The following is a 17,976-nucleotide window of genomic DNA, read 5'->3' as shown; positions in this document are numbered from 1 at the left end:
GAATTGCGTCAAATGGATGGTGATGATCACTCGGCGGCCGCCGCCTTGGCCTTGCCGTTGCGTTCGGGCGCGTTGCCTTCGAGTGTGTCGATCAGCCGCTTGTGGATCGTGGCCGTGCGCGTCGGGCTGTCGATCTTCTGGCCGGTAAGGTCGGTGACATAGAAGGTGTCGATGACCTTTTCGCCGAAGGTGGTGATGTGGGCCGAGGCGATATCGAGCGATAGGTCCGACAGCGCGCCGGTGACCTCTGAGAGCAGGCCGGGCCGGTCCAGCCCCTCGATTTCGATCACGGAAAAACGGTTCGACAGCGTGTTGCGGATCTCGGCGCGCGGCGGAATGCGGAAGGCCTTGGCGCCGCGCTTCGGCTTGGCGCGCTTCTCGATCATCTCGGGCAGCCAGCTCTTGCCGGACAGCACGTCCTCGATCAGCTTGCCGACGCGTTCGGCCCGCCGCCGCTCGTCCTCGTCGCGATCGAATTCTCTGGAGATCAAAATGGTGTCCAGCGCCCGCCCGTCAGAGGTGGTGAAGATCTGCGCATCGACGATGTTGCCGCCGGCCGCGGCACAGGCGCCGGCGATCACCGACAGCAGGCGCGGATGGTCCGGCGCCAGCACGGTGATCTCGGTTACCGCTTCGAACTCATGCGTCTTCACAATCGTGGCGAGCTTCCTGCCGGCCACATCCGCCTCGCGGACGAATTCGGCGTGGCGCAACTGGTCGGGCAGGTCGACGGTCAGCAGATAGTTTTCGTAGTGCTGGGCGACATAGCGCTTGCGCTCCTTCGCCGGCCATGCGGAAAGCGCCTCGGCGAGCCGCTCGCGCGCGGCGGAGGTGCGCTCGGCGCGCGACACTTCGGAGAAGCCCCCGGTCAAGAGCAACTCGGTTTCGAAATAGAGCGTGCGCAGCAATTGTCCCTTCCAGCCGTTCCACACGCCGGGCCCAACGCCCCGAATGTCGCAGACGGTCAGGATCAGAAGCAGCTTCAGCCGCTCCACCGATTGCACGATCGAGGCAAAATCCTCGATCGTCTTGCGGTCGTTGAGGTCGCGCGTCTGCGCCGTCATCGACATCACGAGATGGTTTTCGACCAGCCAGGCGACGGTCTCGGTGTCGGCGGCCGACAGCCCCATATGCGGACAGATGCGCCGCGCGATCCTGGCGCCGGCCTCCGAATGGTCCTCCGGCCGGCCCTTGGCGATGTCGTGCAAGAGCACCGCGACATAGAGCGCCTCGCGGCTCTTCTTCAGCCCCGGCATCAGCGAGTGCGACAGCGGATGCACCTTGGCACCGTCGCCGCGCTCGATCTCGGCCAGCACGCCAATGCAGCGGATGAGATGCTCGTCCACCGTATAATGGTGGTACATCGAGAACTGCATCATGGCGACGATCTTGCCGAAGTCGGGGATCAGCTTGCCGAGCAGTCCGGCCTCGTTCATGCGCCTGAGATTGAGCTCGGCATTGCGGTCCGAGGTCAGGATATCGAGGAACAACCGGTTGGCCTCCTCGTCGCGCCTGAGCGACTTGTTGGCCAGGCCGAGCGACCGGGTCAGCAGCTTCAGCGCGTCGGGGTGGAACTCCAGCCCGTGCTTGTCGGCGAACCAGAACAGCCGAAGCAGGTTGACCGGATCGCGTTCGAACACGCTGTCGTCGGCAATGTTGATGCGGTGGTTGTCGACAATGAAGTCGGACGTGCCGGCAAGCTTGCGCTTGCGCCGCGAGAAGGTGAGAAAGATGCGGTTGAAGCCGGGCACATGCTTGGCCTGCTCTTCCTCGAGCGCGGCGCAGAAGATGCGAGTGAGATCCCCAACATCCTTGGCGACCAGGAAGTAGTGCTTCATGAAGCGCTCGACCGCCGACAGCCCGGGATGGGTGGTGTAGCCCAGCCGCTCGGCGATCTCGCGCTGGATGTCGAAATGCAGCCGCTCTTCCGCCTTGCCGGTGAGGAAATGCATGTGGCAGCGCACCGCCCATAGGAAGTCCTCGGCCTTCTGGAACTCGCGATACTCGGCTTCGGTGAAGACGCCTTTCTCGACCAGTTCCTGGCCGGTACGCACGCGGTAGAAGTATTTGCCGATCCAGAACAGCGTCTGCAGATCGCGCAAGCCGCCCTTGCCGTCCTTGACATTGGGCTCGACGAGGTATCGGCTCTCGCCCGCCTTGGCGTGGCGCTCGTCGCGTTCGGCGAGCTTGGCCTGCACATATTCGGGTCCGGTGGTGCGCACCACTTCGTGGTCGAAGCGGGTGAGCAGTTCGTCGTAGAGCTTGCGTTCGCCCCACAGGAAGCGCGCTTCCAGGATCGAGGTGCGGATAGTGATGTCGGTGCGCGAGAGCCTCAGACACTCTTCGATGTTGCGGGTGGCGTGGCCGACCTTCAGCCCCATGTCCCACAGCATGTAGAGCATGTATTCGACGATCTGCTCGCCCCACGGCGTCTGCTTGTAAGGGAGCAGGAACAACAGGTCGATGTCGGAGCCCGGCGCCAGCGTGCCGCGGCCGTAGCCGCCGACCGCGACGACCGCCATGCGCTCGGCGGCGGAGCGGTTCTTGACCTGGTAGACGTGGGTGGCCGCGAAATCGTAAAGCGCCCGGATCAACTCGTCCATCAGATGCGACAGCCGCTCGGCGCAGGCATGGCCGCCGCCATCCTGCTTCAGCATCGCCTCGGCGATCGTTCGCCCTTCCGCGAGCTTGCCCTTGAGCAGTTGGAGAACCGCTGTGCGGGCAGCCTTGCCGGAGCCGTCGCCTGCGCTCGGCGCCGTCAGCGCAGTCATGTCGCGGCGCAAAGCGTCGCCATCGATGATTTCGTCGAGTTTGAGGGAGATCTTGGCCATTCGGCGGCGTCTATAGCGCGTTTTCTTCGCGCTGTGTATGGGGCGTGCGACAGGCCGAATTCCATCACGCGGAAGGTGCGTTCGACGCTCAGCCGATCAACTTTCTAGACTAAAAAATCGAAACTGACCCTTGACCTTCCAGTTACTGGAAGGACTACCTCCGCCTCAATCCGAGAGTTCCGAGGCATTTGCTGATGACCCATTCCGACCATAACCATCATCATGCGCACGGCGCATCCTGCTGTTCGGGGAAGAATGCTCGGCCTGCGACCGAAGCGGTGATTCGCGACCCCGTCTGCGGCATGGCGGTCGATCCGGCGGCCGGCAAGCCGGCGGCCGAGCATGGCGGCAGGACCTTTCATTTCTGCAGCGAGCGCTGCCGCACGAAGTTCCAGGCCGAGCCGGACAAATATCTGACGGCCACCGATCCCGTCTGCGGCATGAATGTCGACCGCGCTAGCGCCAGGCATTTTGTCCGACACGAGGGGCAGGGTTTCTATTTCTGTTCGGCCGGATGCAAGGACAAGTTCGAAGCCGAGCCGGCAAAGTATCTTGCCGGCCGGCCTGCGCCGCAGCCGATGCCTAAGGGCACACAATACACCTGTCCGATGCATCCCGAGATCATTCGCGACAGGCCCGGCTCCTGCCCGATCTGCGGTATGGCGCTGGAGCCGGTGGGCGTGCCGTCCGGGGACGAAGGCCCGAATCCGGAGCTTGTCGATTTCACCCGCCGCTTCTGGGTCAGCGCCGTGCTTTCGCTGCCGCTTCTCATCATCGCAATGGCGCCGATGCTCGGCGTCAGCTTCGAAAGCTTCGTCGACGGCCGCACGAAGACATGGGCAGAGCTGGCGCTGGCGAGTCCGGTCGTGCTGTGGGCGGCGTTTCCGTTCTTCCATCGTGGCTGGGCATCGCTGCTCAACCGCAGTCCCAATATGTGGACGCTGATTTCGCTCGGCGTCGGCGCTGCCTATCTCTTCAGCCTTGTCGCGACGCTGTTCCCGGATGTCTTCCCGCACCAATTTCGCGGCCATGACGGCAGCGTGCCGGTTTATTTCGAGGCGGCCGCGGTCATCGTCGCGCTGGTGTTCCTCGGCCAGGTGCTGGAACTCAGAGCCCGCGAGCGCACGGGCTCGGCCGTTCGCGCCTTGCTCGACCTCGCGCCGAAGACGGCGCGCCTGATCGGCGCTGACGGGACCGAAAAGGACGTGCCGCTCGACAGCGTCAAGACCGGGGACAGGCTCCGTATCCGCCCCGGAGACGCCGTGCCGGTCGACGGCATCGTGCACGAGGGGCGCTCGGCCATCGACGAATCGATGATCACCGGCGAGCCGCTGCCGATCGAGAAGTCGGAGGGCGATTCGCTCACCGGCGGGACGCTCAACAAGAACGGCTCCCTCATCATGCGTGCCGAAAAGGTCGGCGCCGAGACCACGCTTTCGCGCATCGTCGAAATGGTCGCCAAGGCGCAGCGCTCGCGCGCGCCGATCCAGGGGCTGGCAGATCGAGTTTCCTTTTACTTCGTGCCGGCTGTCGTGCTGGTGGCGATCATCGCCTTCATTGTATGGTCGCTCTTCGGCCCCGAGCCCAGCCTGGCCTACGCCATCGTGTCGGCGGTGTCGGTGCTGATCATCGCCTGTCCCTGCGCGCTCGGCTTGGCCACGCCGATGTCGATCATGACTGCGACCGGCCGCGGCGCGCATGCCGGCGTGCTGATCAAGGAAGCGGCGGCGTTGGAGCGCTTCGCCTCCGTCGACACACTGATCGTCGACAAGACCGGCACCTTGACCGAGGGCCGGCCGCGGCTGACCGATGTCGTCGCCGCCGAAGGCATTGCGGAGAATGAATTGCTGGCGCTCGCCGCGACGCTCGAAAAGGGCTCGGAACACCCGCTCGCCGAGGCGATCGTCGAAGGTGCCGCCGAACGCGGCGCCAAGCTTGCAGGTGCCGAGGACTTCGAGGCGATAACCGGCAAGGGCGTTGCCGGTACCGTGTCCGGCAGGAAGGTTGCGCTCGGCAATGCGGCGATGATGGCCGACCTCGGCGTCGACACCGCGCCCGTTTCCGCCAGCGCGGAGGCGCTGCAGGCCGAAGGCAAGACGGCGATGTTCGTTGCCGTCGGCGGCAAGCTTGCCGGCCTGGTTGCCGTCGCCGATCCGCTCAAGGCAACCACGGCCGAGGCGATCAAGGCGCTGCACGACAAGGGCTTGAGGATCATCATGGCGACCGGCGACAACGAGCGCACGGCAAAAGCGATCGCCGGCAGGCTCGGCATCGACGAGGTCCGCGCCGGGCTGCTGCCGGATCGGAAGGCGGCACTTGTCGACGAACTGCGCGCCAGGGGCGCCGGCATCGCCATGGCCGGCGACGGCGTCAACGATGCGCCGGCGCTTGCCGGAGCCGATGTCGGCATCGCCATGGGCACCGGCGCCGACGTCGCGGTCGAAAGCGCCGGCATCACGCTGGTCAAGGGCGATCTCAACGGCATCGTCAGAGCCCGCACACTGGCCCAGGCGACGATCCGCAACATTCGCCAGAACCTGTTCTTCGCCTTCCTCTACAACGTGCTCGGCGTGCCGGTCGCCGCCGGAGTGCTCTACCCGCTCGCCGGTATGCTTCTGTCGCCGATGATCGCAGCGGCGGCGATGAGCCTGTCGTCGGTCTCGGTGATCGGCAACGCGCTGCGGCTGAGAACGTTGAAACTCTGAGCGACGCCCCCAAATACGACATTCCATTCAACAGGAGATATTGGATGACCTTGGCCAAGAAGATTGTGCTGCTGCTGATGGCGGCGGGAATGCTGATCGCGGTGTTCCTCGAAAGCGTGCCCGCGCAATCGGACGAAATGAAGCACGACATGTCCGGGATGGCCATGGGCGCGGACAGCCCCGCAACCGCTGGCTACAAGGCGGCCATGGACAAGATGCACAAGGACATGATGCTCAACTACACCGGCAATGCCGATGTCGATTTCGTCCGCGGCATGATCCCGCATCACCAGGGAGCCATCGACATGGCCAAGGTGGTGATCGCCAACGGCAAGGACCCGGAAATCCGCAAGCTCGCCGAGAACGTCGTCAAGGCGCAGGAAGCCGAGATCAAAAAAATGCAGGATTGGCTTGCCAAGCATCCGGTGAACTAGTTCCCCGCGCCGGAAATCCCGGACGAAGGCGAGGACTTCGGCCTGGATTTTCGGCCATGCTTGTGCTGCGATCCAGCCTCACGCGGAGCGGGCCATGTCTTCTAAAATCAGAACCACTTTCCTGCCGTCAGGCGAAGCCGTTCCGGTGCTGGGTCAAGGCACGTGGAAGATGGGTGAGGACGGCCGGCGCCGCGCCGACGAGGTCGCGGCGCTGAGGCTTGGGCTGGATCTCGGCATCACGCTTATCGATACGGCGGAAATGTATGCCGGCGGCGGCGCCGAGGAGGTGGTGGCGGAAGCCATCGCCGGACGCCGCGACGAGACTTTTCTGGTTTCCAAGGTACTGCCGTCCAACGCCTCGCGCGCCGGCGTCAAGCGGGCCTGCGAGAACAGTCTGAAACGGCTCGCCACCGACCGCATCGACCTCTATCTGCTGCACTGGCCGGGCAGCGTGCCGCTGTCGGAAACGATCGGAGCCTTCGAGGCCTTGAAGGCGGCCGGCAAGATCCGCCATTGGGGCGTCAGCAATTTCGATACCGACGAGATGGAGGAACTGGTCGGCCTACCCTCCGGCGCCCACGTCCAAACCAACCAGGTCCTCTACAATCTCTCTCGGCGCGGTCCGGAATTCGACCTCGCGCCCTGGAGCCTTGAGCGCGGCATCCCGCTGATGGCCTATTCGCCGGTCGAGCAGGGCGCGCTGGCGCGCAACGCCAGACTCGACGCCGTTGCCGCCCGCCACAACGCCACCGCCGCGCAGATCGCGCTTGCCTGGGTAATGACGCAGAAAGGCGTCGTTGCCATCCCGAAGGCCAGCCGGCAGGAGCACGTCCGCCAGAATGCTGCGGCGCTCGACATCGTCCTGACGGCGGAAGAGCTTGCCGAACTTGACCGCGCCTTCCCGCCGCCGACGCGCAAGCGCGGGCTGGAGATGATCTAGGCGCGCTCGCAATGACGCTGGAAAGCCTTATTTCGCCGCCAGCCCCTTCAGCCTGTAGAGCGCCTCCAGCGCCTCCCTTGGCGTCATCTCGTCCGGATTGATCGCGCCCAGTGCTTCGCCCAGGACATCGTTCTTCGCCGGCTTCGGCGCTTCGCGCTTCACCGCCACCGAAAACAGCGGCAGATCGTCGACCAGCCGGTTGGTCTTGCCGGAAACTTCGCCTTCCTCGAGCTGGTGCAGCACTTCCTTGGCGCGCGCCACCACCGCTTCCGGCAGTCCGGCGAGCCGAGCTACCTGCACGCCGTACGAACGGTCGGCGGCACCCTTGCCGACCTCGTGCAGGAAGACGACGTCGCCTTCCCATTCCTTGACCCGCATGGTGACGTTGGAGAGCCGCGAAAGCTTGCCGGCCAGCGCCGTCATCTCGTGGAAATGTGTGGCGAAGATCGCACGACAACGGTTCTTCTCATGCAGATATTCGACCGCCGCCCAGGCGATCGACAGACCGTCGAAGGTCGCGGTGCCGCGGCCGATCTCGTCAAGGATGACCAGTGCCCGCTCCCCGGCCTGGTTTAGGATCGCCGCGGTCTCGACCATCTCGACCATGAAGGTCGAGCGGCCGCGAGCGAGATCGTCCGAGGCGCCGACGCGCGAGAACAGCCGGTCGACGACACCGATATGGGTGCTTTCGGCCGGCACGAAGGAGCCGGTCTGGGCAAGGATGGCGATCAGCGCGTTCTGCCTCAGGAAGGTCGACTTGCCGCCCATGTTCGGGCCGGTGAGCAGCCAGATGGCGCCGGCCTTTGCCCCGTTTTCAGGCGAGAGGTCGCAGTCATTGGCGACGAACGGACCTTCGCCTGATCGCCTGAGCGCCTGTTCGACCACCGGGTGGCGGCCGCCGGCAATCTCGAAGGCGAGGCTGGAATCCACGACCGGCCGGCACCAGCCCTCCCTTTCGGAAAGCAGCGCCAAGGCCGACGATACGTCGAGGACTGCAAGTGCCTCGGCCCCGGCGCGGATGCTGTCGGCCTCGCTCACCACTTCCGCCGTCAGCCGGTCGAAGGTGGCAAGCTCGATGCTCAGCGCCTTATCGGCGGCATTGGCGATCTTCGATTCCAGCTCCGCCAGTTCCGTCGTGGTGAAGCGCATGGCGTTGGCCATGGTCTGGCGATGGATGAAGCGCGCCTTCGCAGCGTCGCTGCCGGTCATGATCGAATGATGGTTGGCCGTCACCTCGATATAGTAGCCGAGCACATTGTTGTGCCGGATCTTCAGCGAGCGGATGCCGGTCTCTTCGATCAATGAGCGCTCCAGCCCGGCGATCACCTTTCGCGACTCATCGCGCAACGCCCGCATCTCGTCGAGTTCGGCATTGTAGCCTGATCGCACGAAGCCGCCGTCGCGCCTGATGAGCGGCAATTCGTCGTCGAGCGCCTCGCCGAGATGGCGGGCGAGCGCCTTGGGCAAGCCATGGATCGCCGCGAGCGCCGCGGCGAGTTCGGCGGGGAGCGCCGTCGTCGCAAACAGTGCGGCGATCGCGCCCGCGGCCTCGAAGCCGGCGCTGAGCGCGCCAAGGTCGCGCGGGCCGCCGCGGTGGAGCGCCAGCCTGGAGAGCGCCCTCGGCATGTCGGCGACACTTTTCAGGCTCGTTCGCAATCCCTGGCAAAGCCGCGCTTCGGCGCGAAAGAACGACACCGAATCCAGCCTAGCGGAAATCAATGCCGGGTCGGTCAGCGGCGCCATCAGCCGGTCGGCGAGCAGTCTCGCCCCGCCCCCGGTCACGGTCCGGTCGATCGCCTTGAACAGCGAGCCCTCGCGGCTGCCGGATAGCGTGCGCAGGAGTTCCAGATTGGCGCGCGTCGCCGGGTCGATGAAAAGCGTCGAGCCGTTCTCCTCGCGCTCCGGCCGCGACAGCGGCGGCCGCTCGGCCTTCTGCGTCTTCTCGACGTAGGCGATGGCGCCCGAGATCGCCGACAGCTCGGCACGCGAAAAACTGCCGAAACTGTCCGGGGTCGCCACCTCGAAGAAGCGGGCGATGCGGCCCGTGGCCGACGCCGAATCGAACAGCGACGGCGGCTGCGGGTTGGCGACCCGGCCGAGCACGTCGAAGACCGGCCGCAGCTCCGCATCATGGAACACCGGCTCGGCGACGATCAGCTCGCGCGGATCGACGCGGAAAATGTCGGCAAGCAGCCGTTCGGCCGAGGTTTCAGCCACCCGAAACGCGCCCGTCGAGATGTCGATCCAGGCAAGCGCGAAACTGCCTTGGCTGGCTGCATTGCCACCCTTCACTCGCCCCAGCGCCATCAGGAAGCTCGACTCCGAGGGTGCAAGCAGCTTGTCCTCGGTGATGGTGCCCGGCGTGACCAGCCGCACCACGTCGCGGCGCACCACCGATTTCGAGCCACGCTTCTTGGCTTCCGCCGGGTCCTCGATCTGCTCGCACACGGCAACGCGGAAGCCTTGCGCGATCAGCTTCTGCAGATAGTCGTCCGCCGCATGCACCGGCACGCCGCACATCGGGATGTCGTGGCCCTGGTGCTTGCCGCGCCGGGTGAGCACGATGCCGAGCGCCTGGCTCGCCTTTTCGGCGTCGTCGAAGAACAGCTCGTAGAAATCGCCCATGCGGTAGAACAGAAGCGAATCCGGGTTCGCCGCCTTGATCTCGATATACTGCTCCATCATCGGCGTAACGCCGCCCATGGTGGGCGCCGGCGTCGTCGTTTCCTGGGCATCGGTATCGGTCGGCATGTGCATGTTCATGCCCGAACGCTAGCAGATGTGGCAGGGCGGTTTAATGCCGGAGGCTCGAAAAGCAGGGGAAAGCGCGAGCCATGCTGCCAGCTCGCCGTCAATCGGTCCGCCGCATTGCCGGCCTTCTGCGTTGAAGCAGCTTCGCCCGGCTTGTCGGTTTACAGTCGCCGCGTGTAGCCTTAATCGGTGGGAACCATAAGCAAGCAGCCGTCCCAAGCGGTGCCGCACAGGCGAGGAAATCAAAAGCATCATGGCCAGGAAAACCGAAAGCAGCGGGCCCTCCGTCAGCGCGCAGGAGGCGCTCGAATTCCACGCCATGGGTCGGCCGGGCAAGCTGGAGATCGTCGCCACCAAGCCGATGGCCACGCAACGCGATCTGAGCCTCGCCTATTCGCCGGGCGTCGCCGTTCCTGTGCGCGCAATTGCGGAGGATCCAAGCCGCGCCTTCGACTACACGACGCGCGGCAACATGGTCGCCGTCATCTCCAATGGCACCGCAATTCTCGGTCTTGGCAATCTCGGCGCCCTGGCTTCGAAGCCGGTCATGGAAGGCAAGTCGGTGCTGTTCAAGCGCTTCGCCGATGTCGATTCGATCGACCTCGAAGTGGCGACCGAGGACGCCGACGAATTCATCAACTGCGTGCGCTTCCTCGGACCATCCTTCGGCGGCATCAATCTCGAGGACATCAAAGCGCCGGAATGCTTCATCATCGAGCAGCGGCTCCGCGAGCTGATGGACATCCCCGTCTTCCACGACGACCAGCACGGTACCGCCATCATCTCGGCCGCCGGGCTGATCAACGCGCTGGAGATCACCGGCCGCGACATGAAGACCACGAAAATGGTCTGCAACGGCGCGGGTGCAGCGGGCATCGCCTGTATCGAATTGATGAAGGCGATGGGTTTTTCGCCGGAAAATATCATCCTGTGCGACACCAAGGGCGTGGTCTTCCAGGGCCGCACCGAAGGCATGAACCAGTGGAAGTCGGCGCATGCGGTCAAGACCGAGGCGCGCTCGCTCGCCGAGGCGCTTGACGGCTGCGACGTCTTTCTCGGGCTTTCCGCCAAGGGCGCGCTGACCCCCGCCATGGTGCAGTCGATGGCCAAGAACCCGATTATCTTCGCGATGGCCAATCCGGATCCGGAGATCACGCCCGAGGAAGTGGGCGAGATCCGCACCGACGCCATCATGGCCACCGGCCGCTCGGATTACCCGAACCAGGTCAACAATGTGCTGGGCTTTCCCTACATCTTCCGCGGCGCGCTGGATGTCAGGGCCACCACCATCAATGACGAGATGAAAATCGCCGCCGCACGCGCCCTCGCCGAGCTGGCGCGCCAGGACGTGCCCGACGACGTCGCCGCCGCCTATCAGGGCAACCGGCCGAAATTCGGCCCCAACTACATCATCCCGGTGCCCTTCGATCCGCGCCTGATCTCGGCGATCCCGCTTGCCGTGGCCAGGGCCGCGATGGAGTCCGGCGTCGCCCGCAAGCCGATCCTCGATCTCGACCGCTACGCGCATGAGCTCTCCGCCCGCCGAGATCCGATCGCCTCGACCTTGCAGCGCATCTACGACCGCGTCCGCCGCCAGCCCAAGCGCATCGTCTTCGCCGAAGGGGAGGAGGAGCAGGTGATGCGCGCCGCCGTCTCCTATGTGAACCAGAGGCTGGGCACGGCGATCCTGCTCGGCCGCGACGACGTCATCAAGGAGAATGCCCGCAACGCCGGTATCGAACTCAACAAGCAAGGCCTCGAGATCATCAATGCCAGGCTGTCGCGCCGCAATGGGATCTACACCGACTATCTCTACGAACGCATGCAGCGCAAGGGCTACCTGTTCCGCGACTGTCAGCGCCTGATCAACAACGACCGCAACCATTTCGCCGCCTGCATGGTGGCGCTGGGCGACGCCGACGGCATCGTCACCGGCGTGACCCGCAACTATTCCACCGCGCTCGACGACGTGCGCCGCGTCATCGACGCCAAGCCAGGCCACCGCGTGATCGGCGTTTCGATCGTGCTGGCAAGGGGTCGCACCGTGCTGGTTGCCGACACCGCCGTGCACGACATGCCGAATGCCGAGCAGATCGCCGACATCGCCGAGGAGGCGGCCGGGTTTGCCCGCCGCATGGGCTACGAGCCGAGGATTGCGATGCTCGCCTACTCCACCTTCGGTCATCCGCAGGGCGAGCGCTCCGAGCGGGTGCAGGAGGCGGTGCGCATCCTCGACAAGCGCCGCGTCGACTTCGAATATGACGGCGAGATGGCCGCCGACGTGGCGCTGAACCCGCGCGCCATGGCGCAGTACCCGTTCATCAGGCTGACCGGTTCGGCCAATGTGCTGGTCATGCCCGCCTTCCACTCGGCCTCGATCTCGACCAAGATGCTGCAGGAACTCGGCGGCTCGACCGTCATCGGCCCGCTGCTGGTCGGTTTGAACAAGCCGGTGCAGATCGTCTCGCTCAACGCCAAGGACTCAGACATCGTCAACATGGCGGCGATCGCGGCCTATACGGCGGGGAATTGACGGGCGGCCGCCGCGCCCCGCCCTTTGCCGAACTCAAAAGCAAAAAGGCCCGTGGCGATGCCGCGGGCCTTTCTGTTTGGGTCGCAGCTTTCGATCAGAAATTGCGCTGGAAGCGGACGATGCCGCCGACGCTGTCCTTCTTGTCGGCCTTGGTCCAGTTGCCGAACGGAGTGCCGTCGTAGAAATGGCCGAAGTGGTTCCAGTCGACTTCGGTTTGATCGTGTAGCCCGGCACGATGGTGTAGGCGACGTTCGCCGCCAAAGCGTAGTTCTTGTCGTCGTCGGCCGAAGCCTGGAGATTGAACGCCGTCTTGTCGTTGAACTTGTAGGTGCCGCCGCCCCAGACGGCCCAATTGCCGCCCACGGCTTGTAGAAGCCGCGGCCATGGCGTCGATGGCGTTGCCGGCATCGTCGCTCAGGTTGTCGTCGGTGCCGTAGCCGGCCATGACGAACAGCGACAGTTCCTTGCTGACATTGACGTCCAAGCGAACCTTGCCGGCGACTTCCTCGTAATTGCTGTCATAGGCGACGACGCCGGTGACCGCACCGCAGTCGCCCTTGTACTTCACGCCGCCGACGACATGCGGAACATAGCTGTCGATCGTGCCGGTCACGCCGGAGCCCTCTTCGAGCGAGATGACGCCCGAGAAGCCGCCGTCCACATCGAAGTAGTAGCTGACGACGTTGGTGTCCTTGACGCCGTACGGAATGATCGTGTCCTGGATGACATTGCCCGCGTAACCGATGAACTGGTCATAAGGCGTTTCGTCCTTACCGACGCGCAGGCCGCCGAGCTGGATCCAGGCGAAATGCAGGTCGGGCGCCTTGTTGGCAGCGGGGTTGGTGTCAACCTCACCGTTGGAGGTGACCAGGTTCTTGTCACCGAAGTTGAAGCGCGTTTCGGTGTAGGTCTTCAACGTGCCGACCTCTCGCGCAGCATTTCGATGGGGACGCGGCCATCGAGTTCGGGGCAGGGATGAGCGAGCCAGAACCAGGCCAATCTCGGATTGGTGATGGCCGCCAACACCTCGCTTATGCCGCGGGCCGGCCTGCCGTCGATGAACTGGGCGAGCGGGAAGACATGCTTGCGGCCGCCTTTGCGCAGCGCGACGACCTCAGCGCGCCTTTGCCAGCGGTGCAGCGTCGAGCGAGGTATACGGAACTTCTTTTCCAGATAGGTCGACCCGGCGACCTCGCCGGCCCAGTCTTCGATCAGCATCGACTGCAGCTCGGAGACCCGCTCGGCAAAGGGCCGCGGGATGGGCTTGCCGGCCCCGATCTTCGGATTTTCGTCCCTGCTGCCTGCGTCGCGCGGCTCGGCGCGCGCGATCTTCTCCGCCATCGCGCGGAAGAATTCGGAGGCGAGCCCGGTCCAGCTGCCCTTGAAGGAGGTGATGGCAAGCCGCTGCGCCTGCGGCAGGAACGGAAGGGCGGCGGCAACACCTCCGGCCATCGCGGTGGCGCAGATCAGCGCCTCCGCGTCCATTAGGACGCCATGCTGCATCAAAGCCTGTCGCACAGCCTCGGCCACAAGTCCGGCCAAGGCGTCTTGCGAAGTTCCTTCAGGCGGATTCTGAAACCTGGTCATGCATCTGTCTTGCGGGGCCGCGCTTCTCCCAAACTGGGCCGTCGTTGAACGGCTACAGCGGAAAGCGGCTATCGCAATGGTGACGGACGCAGCGACCGTGAAGGTTGCTGTCTTGCATTTTTGACACCCCAACTGCTGCGGCCGTCCTGAAATGTCAGTCGCGGAACGCCCAATGTGCCTCTAGGAGCGATCTATGACAGCGGCGCGACAGCCGGGTTCATTTGGCGCCCGACCGGGATGACGCGGCGGAACTAAAGCAGGCCCGCCTGTTCCGCTTCGCGGCGCAGATTCTGGCGCGGTCGCGGGCCGATCTGCTGGATCACCAGCCCGGCCGCCAGTGAGCCGAGGTCGCCGCAGTCCTGGAGGCTGCGTCCGGTCGTGTATCCATAGAGGAAACCGGCGGCATAAAGGTCGCCCGCGCCGGTCGTGTCGACCAGTTCCTTGATCGTGGTCGCATGAATAGTGACGGTCTCGTCGCCGCGCACGATCACCGAGCCCTTTTCCGAGCGAGTAACGGCGGCGATCTTGCAATCTTTGCGTATCGCCGCCAGCGCGTCCTCGAAGGAAGCGGTCTGGTAGAGCGACTTGATCTCGTGGCTGTTGGCGAAGACGATGTCGACCGTGCCGGAGCGCATCAGATCGAGGAACTCGTCGCGGTAGCGGTCGACGCAGAAAGAATCCGACAGCGTCATCGACACTTCGCGCCCCGCCGCATGCGCCAGCCTCGCGGTCTGCCGGATCGCTTCCTTGGCGCGCGGCGGATCCCACAGATAACCCTCGAAATAGGTGACCTTGGCGCCGGCCGCCTTGTCGGCCTCGACGTCCTCCGGCCCCAGCTCGACGCAGGCGCCGAGATAGGTGTTCATCGAGCGCTCGCCGTCCGGCGTGACGAAGATCATCGAGCGAGCCGTCGGCGGCTCGCCTTGCAGTGGCTTGGTGTCGAAGGCCACGCCCTGGGCGCGGATATCATGGCTGTAGATGTCGCCGAGCGCATCGTTCGACACCTTGCCGAAAAAAGCGGCGCGGCCGCCGAAGCTCGCCACGCCCGCCGCCGTGTTGCCAGCGCTACCGCCTGAAGCTTCGATCGCCGGTCCCATGCGGCTGTAGAGCAGCTCGGCGCGCCTAGTGTCGATGAGGTTCATCGCGCCCTTGATGATGCCGTTGGTTTCCAGAAAGGCCTCGTCGCATTGCGCGATGATGTCGACAATGGCATTGCCGATGCAAAGCACGTCATATTCCGGCATCAATGTCTCCGCCAACGACTGTCCGGCTTTGTGCCACGCCGGCCGCGCGCGGGTCTAGCGGCTCGCAGCCGCTTTGCCTACCCCGAAAATCGGCACCGGTTTCCGCTTCGCCGACTTCTGGCCGGTTGCTGCGGCAGCCGTCGCGCCGAACTGGACCATATCGTTAGAGGCGACGGCGGCTATGGTTGGAGCGTCATCGAAACATCTAAGCCGCGGTGTGAGCTAGAACGGACCGTCGAAACAGGCTGAAGGCGCGAAATCCCATGTCCGATAAGACCGAGATGACGACCGAGCTGGCGCTGCTTGGCCTGCTGGCGGTGTTGTGGGGTGCCTCCTACACCTTCATCAAGATCGGCGTCGAGACGATCCCGCCAGTGACCTTCATCGCCGGGCGCACGCTGATCGCCGGCGGCATTCTGCTTGGCCTCATCCGCTGGCGCGGCCTTGCCATGCCGCGGGAGGTGGTCATGTGGCGCCGCTTCATGTTCCAGGCCTGCCTCAACAGCGTCATCCCGTTCACGCTGATCGCCGCCGCCGAACGTTCGATCGACGCCGGGCTTGCCACGATCCTCAACGCGACGTCGCCGATCTTCACCTTTCTGCTGACGGCGCTGATCACCCGCCACGAGCCGGTGACATTGCGCAAGCTGGTCGGCGTCGGCGCCGGCATCGCCGGCATTTGCCTCATCGTCGGCACCGAGGCGCTGGGCGGCATCGGCCATCAGCTCTGGGAGCAGCTTGCGGTCGTCGCCGCCACCGTCTGCTATGCCGGCGCCGCCATTTTCGGCCGCAATTTCAGAGGGCTCGACCCGATGGTGCCGGCCGCCGGCTCGATGATCTGCGGCGCCGTGATCCTGATTCCCTTGAGCCTCGTCTTCGACCGGCCCTGGACGTTGACGCCGTCGACGGCGTCGATTCTGGCGCTCTTCGGGCTTTCGGTCTTCTCCACCGCGCTCGCCTTTTCGATCTTCTTCCGGCTCATCCACACGCTGGGCTCTGTCGGCACCACCTCGCAGGCCTATCTGCGCGTGCCGATCGGCGTCGGCATCGGCGCCGTCTTTCTGGGCGAAAGCCTCGGGCCGAGCGCCTGGTTCGGCATGGGCTTCGTCGTCGTTGGCGTCGCGGCCATGACCATCCCGGCCAGACTGGCCAGGCTTGCGCAATAATGCATGTCGCCCAAAAGTGCATGGCGGTTTTGGGAGGACGACATGCATCGAGACAAACCTAAGGCGCGTCGACGCGACGCGCTTAGTTGCGCCGCTTAGCAAGCCCGCCTATCTCGGGATCGTCGCTCCTCTGTAAGGGCTTGGACCTGCCGTGATCCTCGATGCCGCCCGCGCCGCCGCCAGCCGGCTGTTCTCACCTGAATTCCGCTCCGTCTTCCTGAAGACGCTGGGCCTGACGCTGCTCGCCTTGGTGGCGCTGTGGTTCGGCATCGAGAGCCTGCTCGAATGGCTGGCATGGCCGTGGCTGCAGGCATTTGTGCCCGGCCTGCCGTCCTGGGCAGGATGGCTGAGCGGCATCATCGCCGGCATCCTGTTGGCAATGGGCATGGCGCTGCTCGTGGCACCCGTGACGGCGATCGTCGCAGGGTTGTTCCTCGACGATATCGCCGAGGTGGTCGAGCGCACCGACTATCCCGGCGATCTGCCCGGCCGCGCCGTGCCGGTGCTGCAGTCGCTGGCGCTGGCGATAAAATTCTTTGGCGTCGTGATCCTCGGCAACATCGTCGCCCTACTGCTGCTCCTCGTGCCGGGCATCAACCTCGCCGCCTTCTTCATCGTCAACGGCTATCTGCTGGGTCGCGAATTCTTCGAGTTCGCCGCCATGCGCTTCCGCCCCGAGGCTGAAGCCAAGGCGCTGCGCCGGAAGTATGCGGCCACGGTATTCCTGGCCGGACTGCTGATCGCGGTCTTCCTTGCCGTGCCGCTGCTCAACCTTTTGACCCCGCTCTTTGCCGCCGCCATGATGGTGCGTCTGCACAAGGCGGTTTCGGCGCGGGACCCGGTCCAGCCCAATTCCAGGAAAAGCGCGTAGCGGTTTTCCGTCCGGAAATGCGCAACAAGGGGATAGAGCGGTTCGGTGTTTCCGTGAAACGCTGAACGCTCTAATCCTGCTCGGTACCGCCCCCGCGGAACAGCGCCTGCAGCTTGCCGAACGGCATCGCCGAACGGGTGAAGCCGAAGGTGCCGTCCTGCTGGATTTCCCGCGCAGCGGTTTCCAGCATGCCAAAGGCGAAATTCGTCAGCCATGGCCCGAGCGAGACGCGTTTGGCCCCGGCCGCGGCAAGGTCGGCCACGGTGAAGCCGGGCCGCGCCATGACATTGACCGGCTTGCTGACCGCGGAGCAGACCGTCCGCACGGTGTCGATGTCGCTCAGGCCCGGCGCGTAGAGCACGTCGGCGCCGGCTTTCTCGAAAGCCTGCAGACGCTTGATCGTGTCGTCGAGATCGGTCTTGCCCCAAAGGAAATTCTCGGCCCGCGCGGTGAAGACGAAATCGTGCTTCAAGGCGCGCGCCGCCTCGGCGGCCGCGGCGACGCGTTCGACTGCATGCGAGAACTCGTAGATTGGATACTCTAGATCGCCCGTATGGTCCTCGATCGAGCAGCCGGCAAGGCCCGCGGCTTCCGCCGCGAAGATGGTTTCTGCGGCCTGCTCGGCGCTGTCGCCCTTGCCGCGCTCGAGATCAGCCGAAACCGGCAGGTCGGTTGCCGCCGTCACTTCGCGGCAATGGTGGATCATGGCCTCGAACGTCACGGCGCCGTCGGGCAGGCCGCGCGAGAAGGCGAAGCCGGCGCTGGTCGTGGCCAGCGCCTTGAAGCCGAAGGAAGTCAAAAGCTTGGTCGTGCCGACATCCCAGGGATTGGGCATGACGAAGGTCGAGGCGTGCAGATCGCGAAAAATCTTGCCCTTGTCCATGGCGGGTCCTCAATCATGGGTCGTGCGGGGA

Annotated in this window: 11 protein-coding genes and 1 pseudogene; 6 read left to right on the top strand and 6 right to left on the bottom strand. The window is 64.8% G+C overall.

What is annotated here, in order from left to right:
* Positions 1–26: 26 nt before the first annotated feature.
* Entirely contained in the window at positions 27–2,831 is a 2,805-nt protein-coding gene (locus tag P9217_RS08740) for a [protein-PII] uridylyltransferase (protein ID WP_067324306.1), read from the bottom strand.
* 194 nt (positions 2,832–3,025) lie between these two features.
* Here P9217_RS08740 and P9217_RS08735 point away from each other — a divergent pair, with 194 nt between their 5' ends.
* The 3 genes from P9217_RS08735 to P9217_RS08725 all read left to right on the top strand — a co-directional run bounded on the left by P9217_RS08735 (position 3,026) and on the right by P9217_RS08725 (position 6,910).
* Positions 3,026–5,536: a heavy metal translocating P-type ATPase gene (locus P9217_RS08735; RefSeq protein ID WP_278086206.1), complete on the top strand. Its 2,511-nt coding sequence runs from the start codon at positions 3,026–3,028 to the stop codon at positions 5,534–5,536.
* Between the two features lie 44 nt (positions 5,537–5,580).
* Complete coding sequence (locus P9217_RS08730; RefSeq protein ID WP_067324310.1) at positions 5,581–5,970, top strand: DUF305 domain-containing protein; 390 nt, start codon at positions 5,581–5,583, stop codon at positions 5,968–5,970.
* A 94-nt stretch (positions 5,971–6,064) separates the two neighbouring features.
* A complete protein-coding gene (locus tag P9217_RS08725; RefSeq protein WP_278086207.1) occupies positions 6,065–6,910 on the top strand; it encodes an aldo/keto reductase in 846 nt (281 codons plus the stop codon).
* A gap of 27 nt (positions 6,911–6,937) precedes the next feature.
* Here P9217_RS08725 and mutS read toward each other — a convergent pair whose 3' ends face one another.
* Positions 6,938–9,661, bottom strand: a complete 2,724-nt coding sequence (gene mutS / locus P9217_RS08720) for a DNA mismatch repair protein MutS (protein ID WP_278086208.1) — start codon at positions 9,659–9,661, stop codon at positions 6,938–6,940.
* Positions 9,662–9,914: 253 nt separating this feature from the next.
* On the opposite strand from mutS, the gene P9217_RS08715 reads away from it, so the two are divergent.
* Positions 9,915–12,194 (top strand): NADP-dependent malic enzyme, encoded by a 2,280-nt coding sequence (locus tag P9217_RS08715; protein ID WP_067324316.1) that lies wholly within the window; start codon positions 9,915–9,917, stop codon positions 12,192–12,194.
* 94 nt (positions 12,195–12,288) lie between these two features.
* Here the strand turns inward: P9217_RS08715 and P9217_RS08705 are convergent.
* From P9217_RS08705 to P9217_RS08695, 3 genes and pseudogenes are all read right to left on the bottom strand, one after another.
* Positions 12,289–13,122: pseudogene (locus P9217_RS08705) on the bottom strand (porin); the annotation flags it as partial.
* Positions 13,107–13,781: a hypothetical protein gene (locus P9217_RS08700; RefSeq protein ID WP_278086209.1), complete on the bottom strand. Its 675-nt coding sequence runs from the start codon at positions 13,779–13,781 to the stop codon at positions 13,107–13,109. The pseudogene P9217_RS08705 and the gene P9217_RS08700, both read right to left, overlap by 16 nt.
* Positions 13,782–14,032: 251 nt before the next feature.
* Positions 14,033–15,025: an adenosine kinase gene (locus P9217_RS08695; protein ID WP_067324320.1), complete on the bottom strand. Its 993-nt coding sequence runs from the start codon at positions 15,023–15,025 to the stop codon at positions 14,033–14,035.
* A 263-nt stretch (positions 15,026–15,288) separates the two neighbouring features.
* On the opposite strand from P9217_RS08695, the gene P9217_RS08690 reads away from it, so the two are divergent.
* Both P9217_RS08690 and P9217_RS08685 read left to right on the top strand, forming a co-directional pair.
* Complete coding sequence (locus P9217_RS08690) at positions 15,289–16,191, top strand: EamA family transporter (protein WP_278086210.1); 903 nt, start codon at positions 15,289–15,291, stop codon at positions 16,189–16,191.
* Positions 16,192–16,342: 151 nt separating this feature from the next.
* Positions 16,343–17,062, top strand: a complete 720-nt coding sequence (locus P9217_RS08685; protein ID WP_278086211.1) for a sulfate transporter family protein — start codon at positions 16,343–16,345, stop codon at positions 17,060–17,062.
* A gap of 70 nt (positions 17,063–17,132) precedes the next feature.
* Here the strand turns inward: P9217_RS08685 and P9217_RS08680 are convergent, their stop codons facing one another.
* Positions 17,133–17,945: an oxaloacetate decarboxylase gene (locus P9217_RS08680; protein WP_278086212.1), complete on the bottom strand. Its 813-nt coding sequence runs from the start codon at positions 17,943–17,945 to the stop codon at positions 17,133–17,135.
* Between the last annotated feature and the right edge of the window lie 31 nt (positions 17,946–17,976).

The organism is Mesorhizobium sp. WSM4989, assembly GCF_029625795.1.
GTDB lineage: Bacteria > Pseudomonadota > Alphaproteobacteria > Rhizobiales > Rhizobiaceae > Mesorhizobium.
The sequence above is the reverse complement of the archived record's forward strand: the minus strand, read 5'-3'. Positions and strand labels throughout refer to the sequence as shown.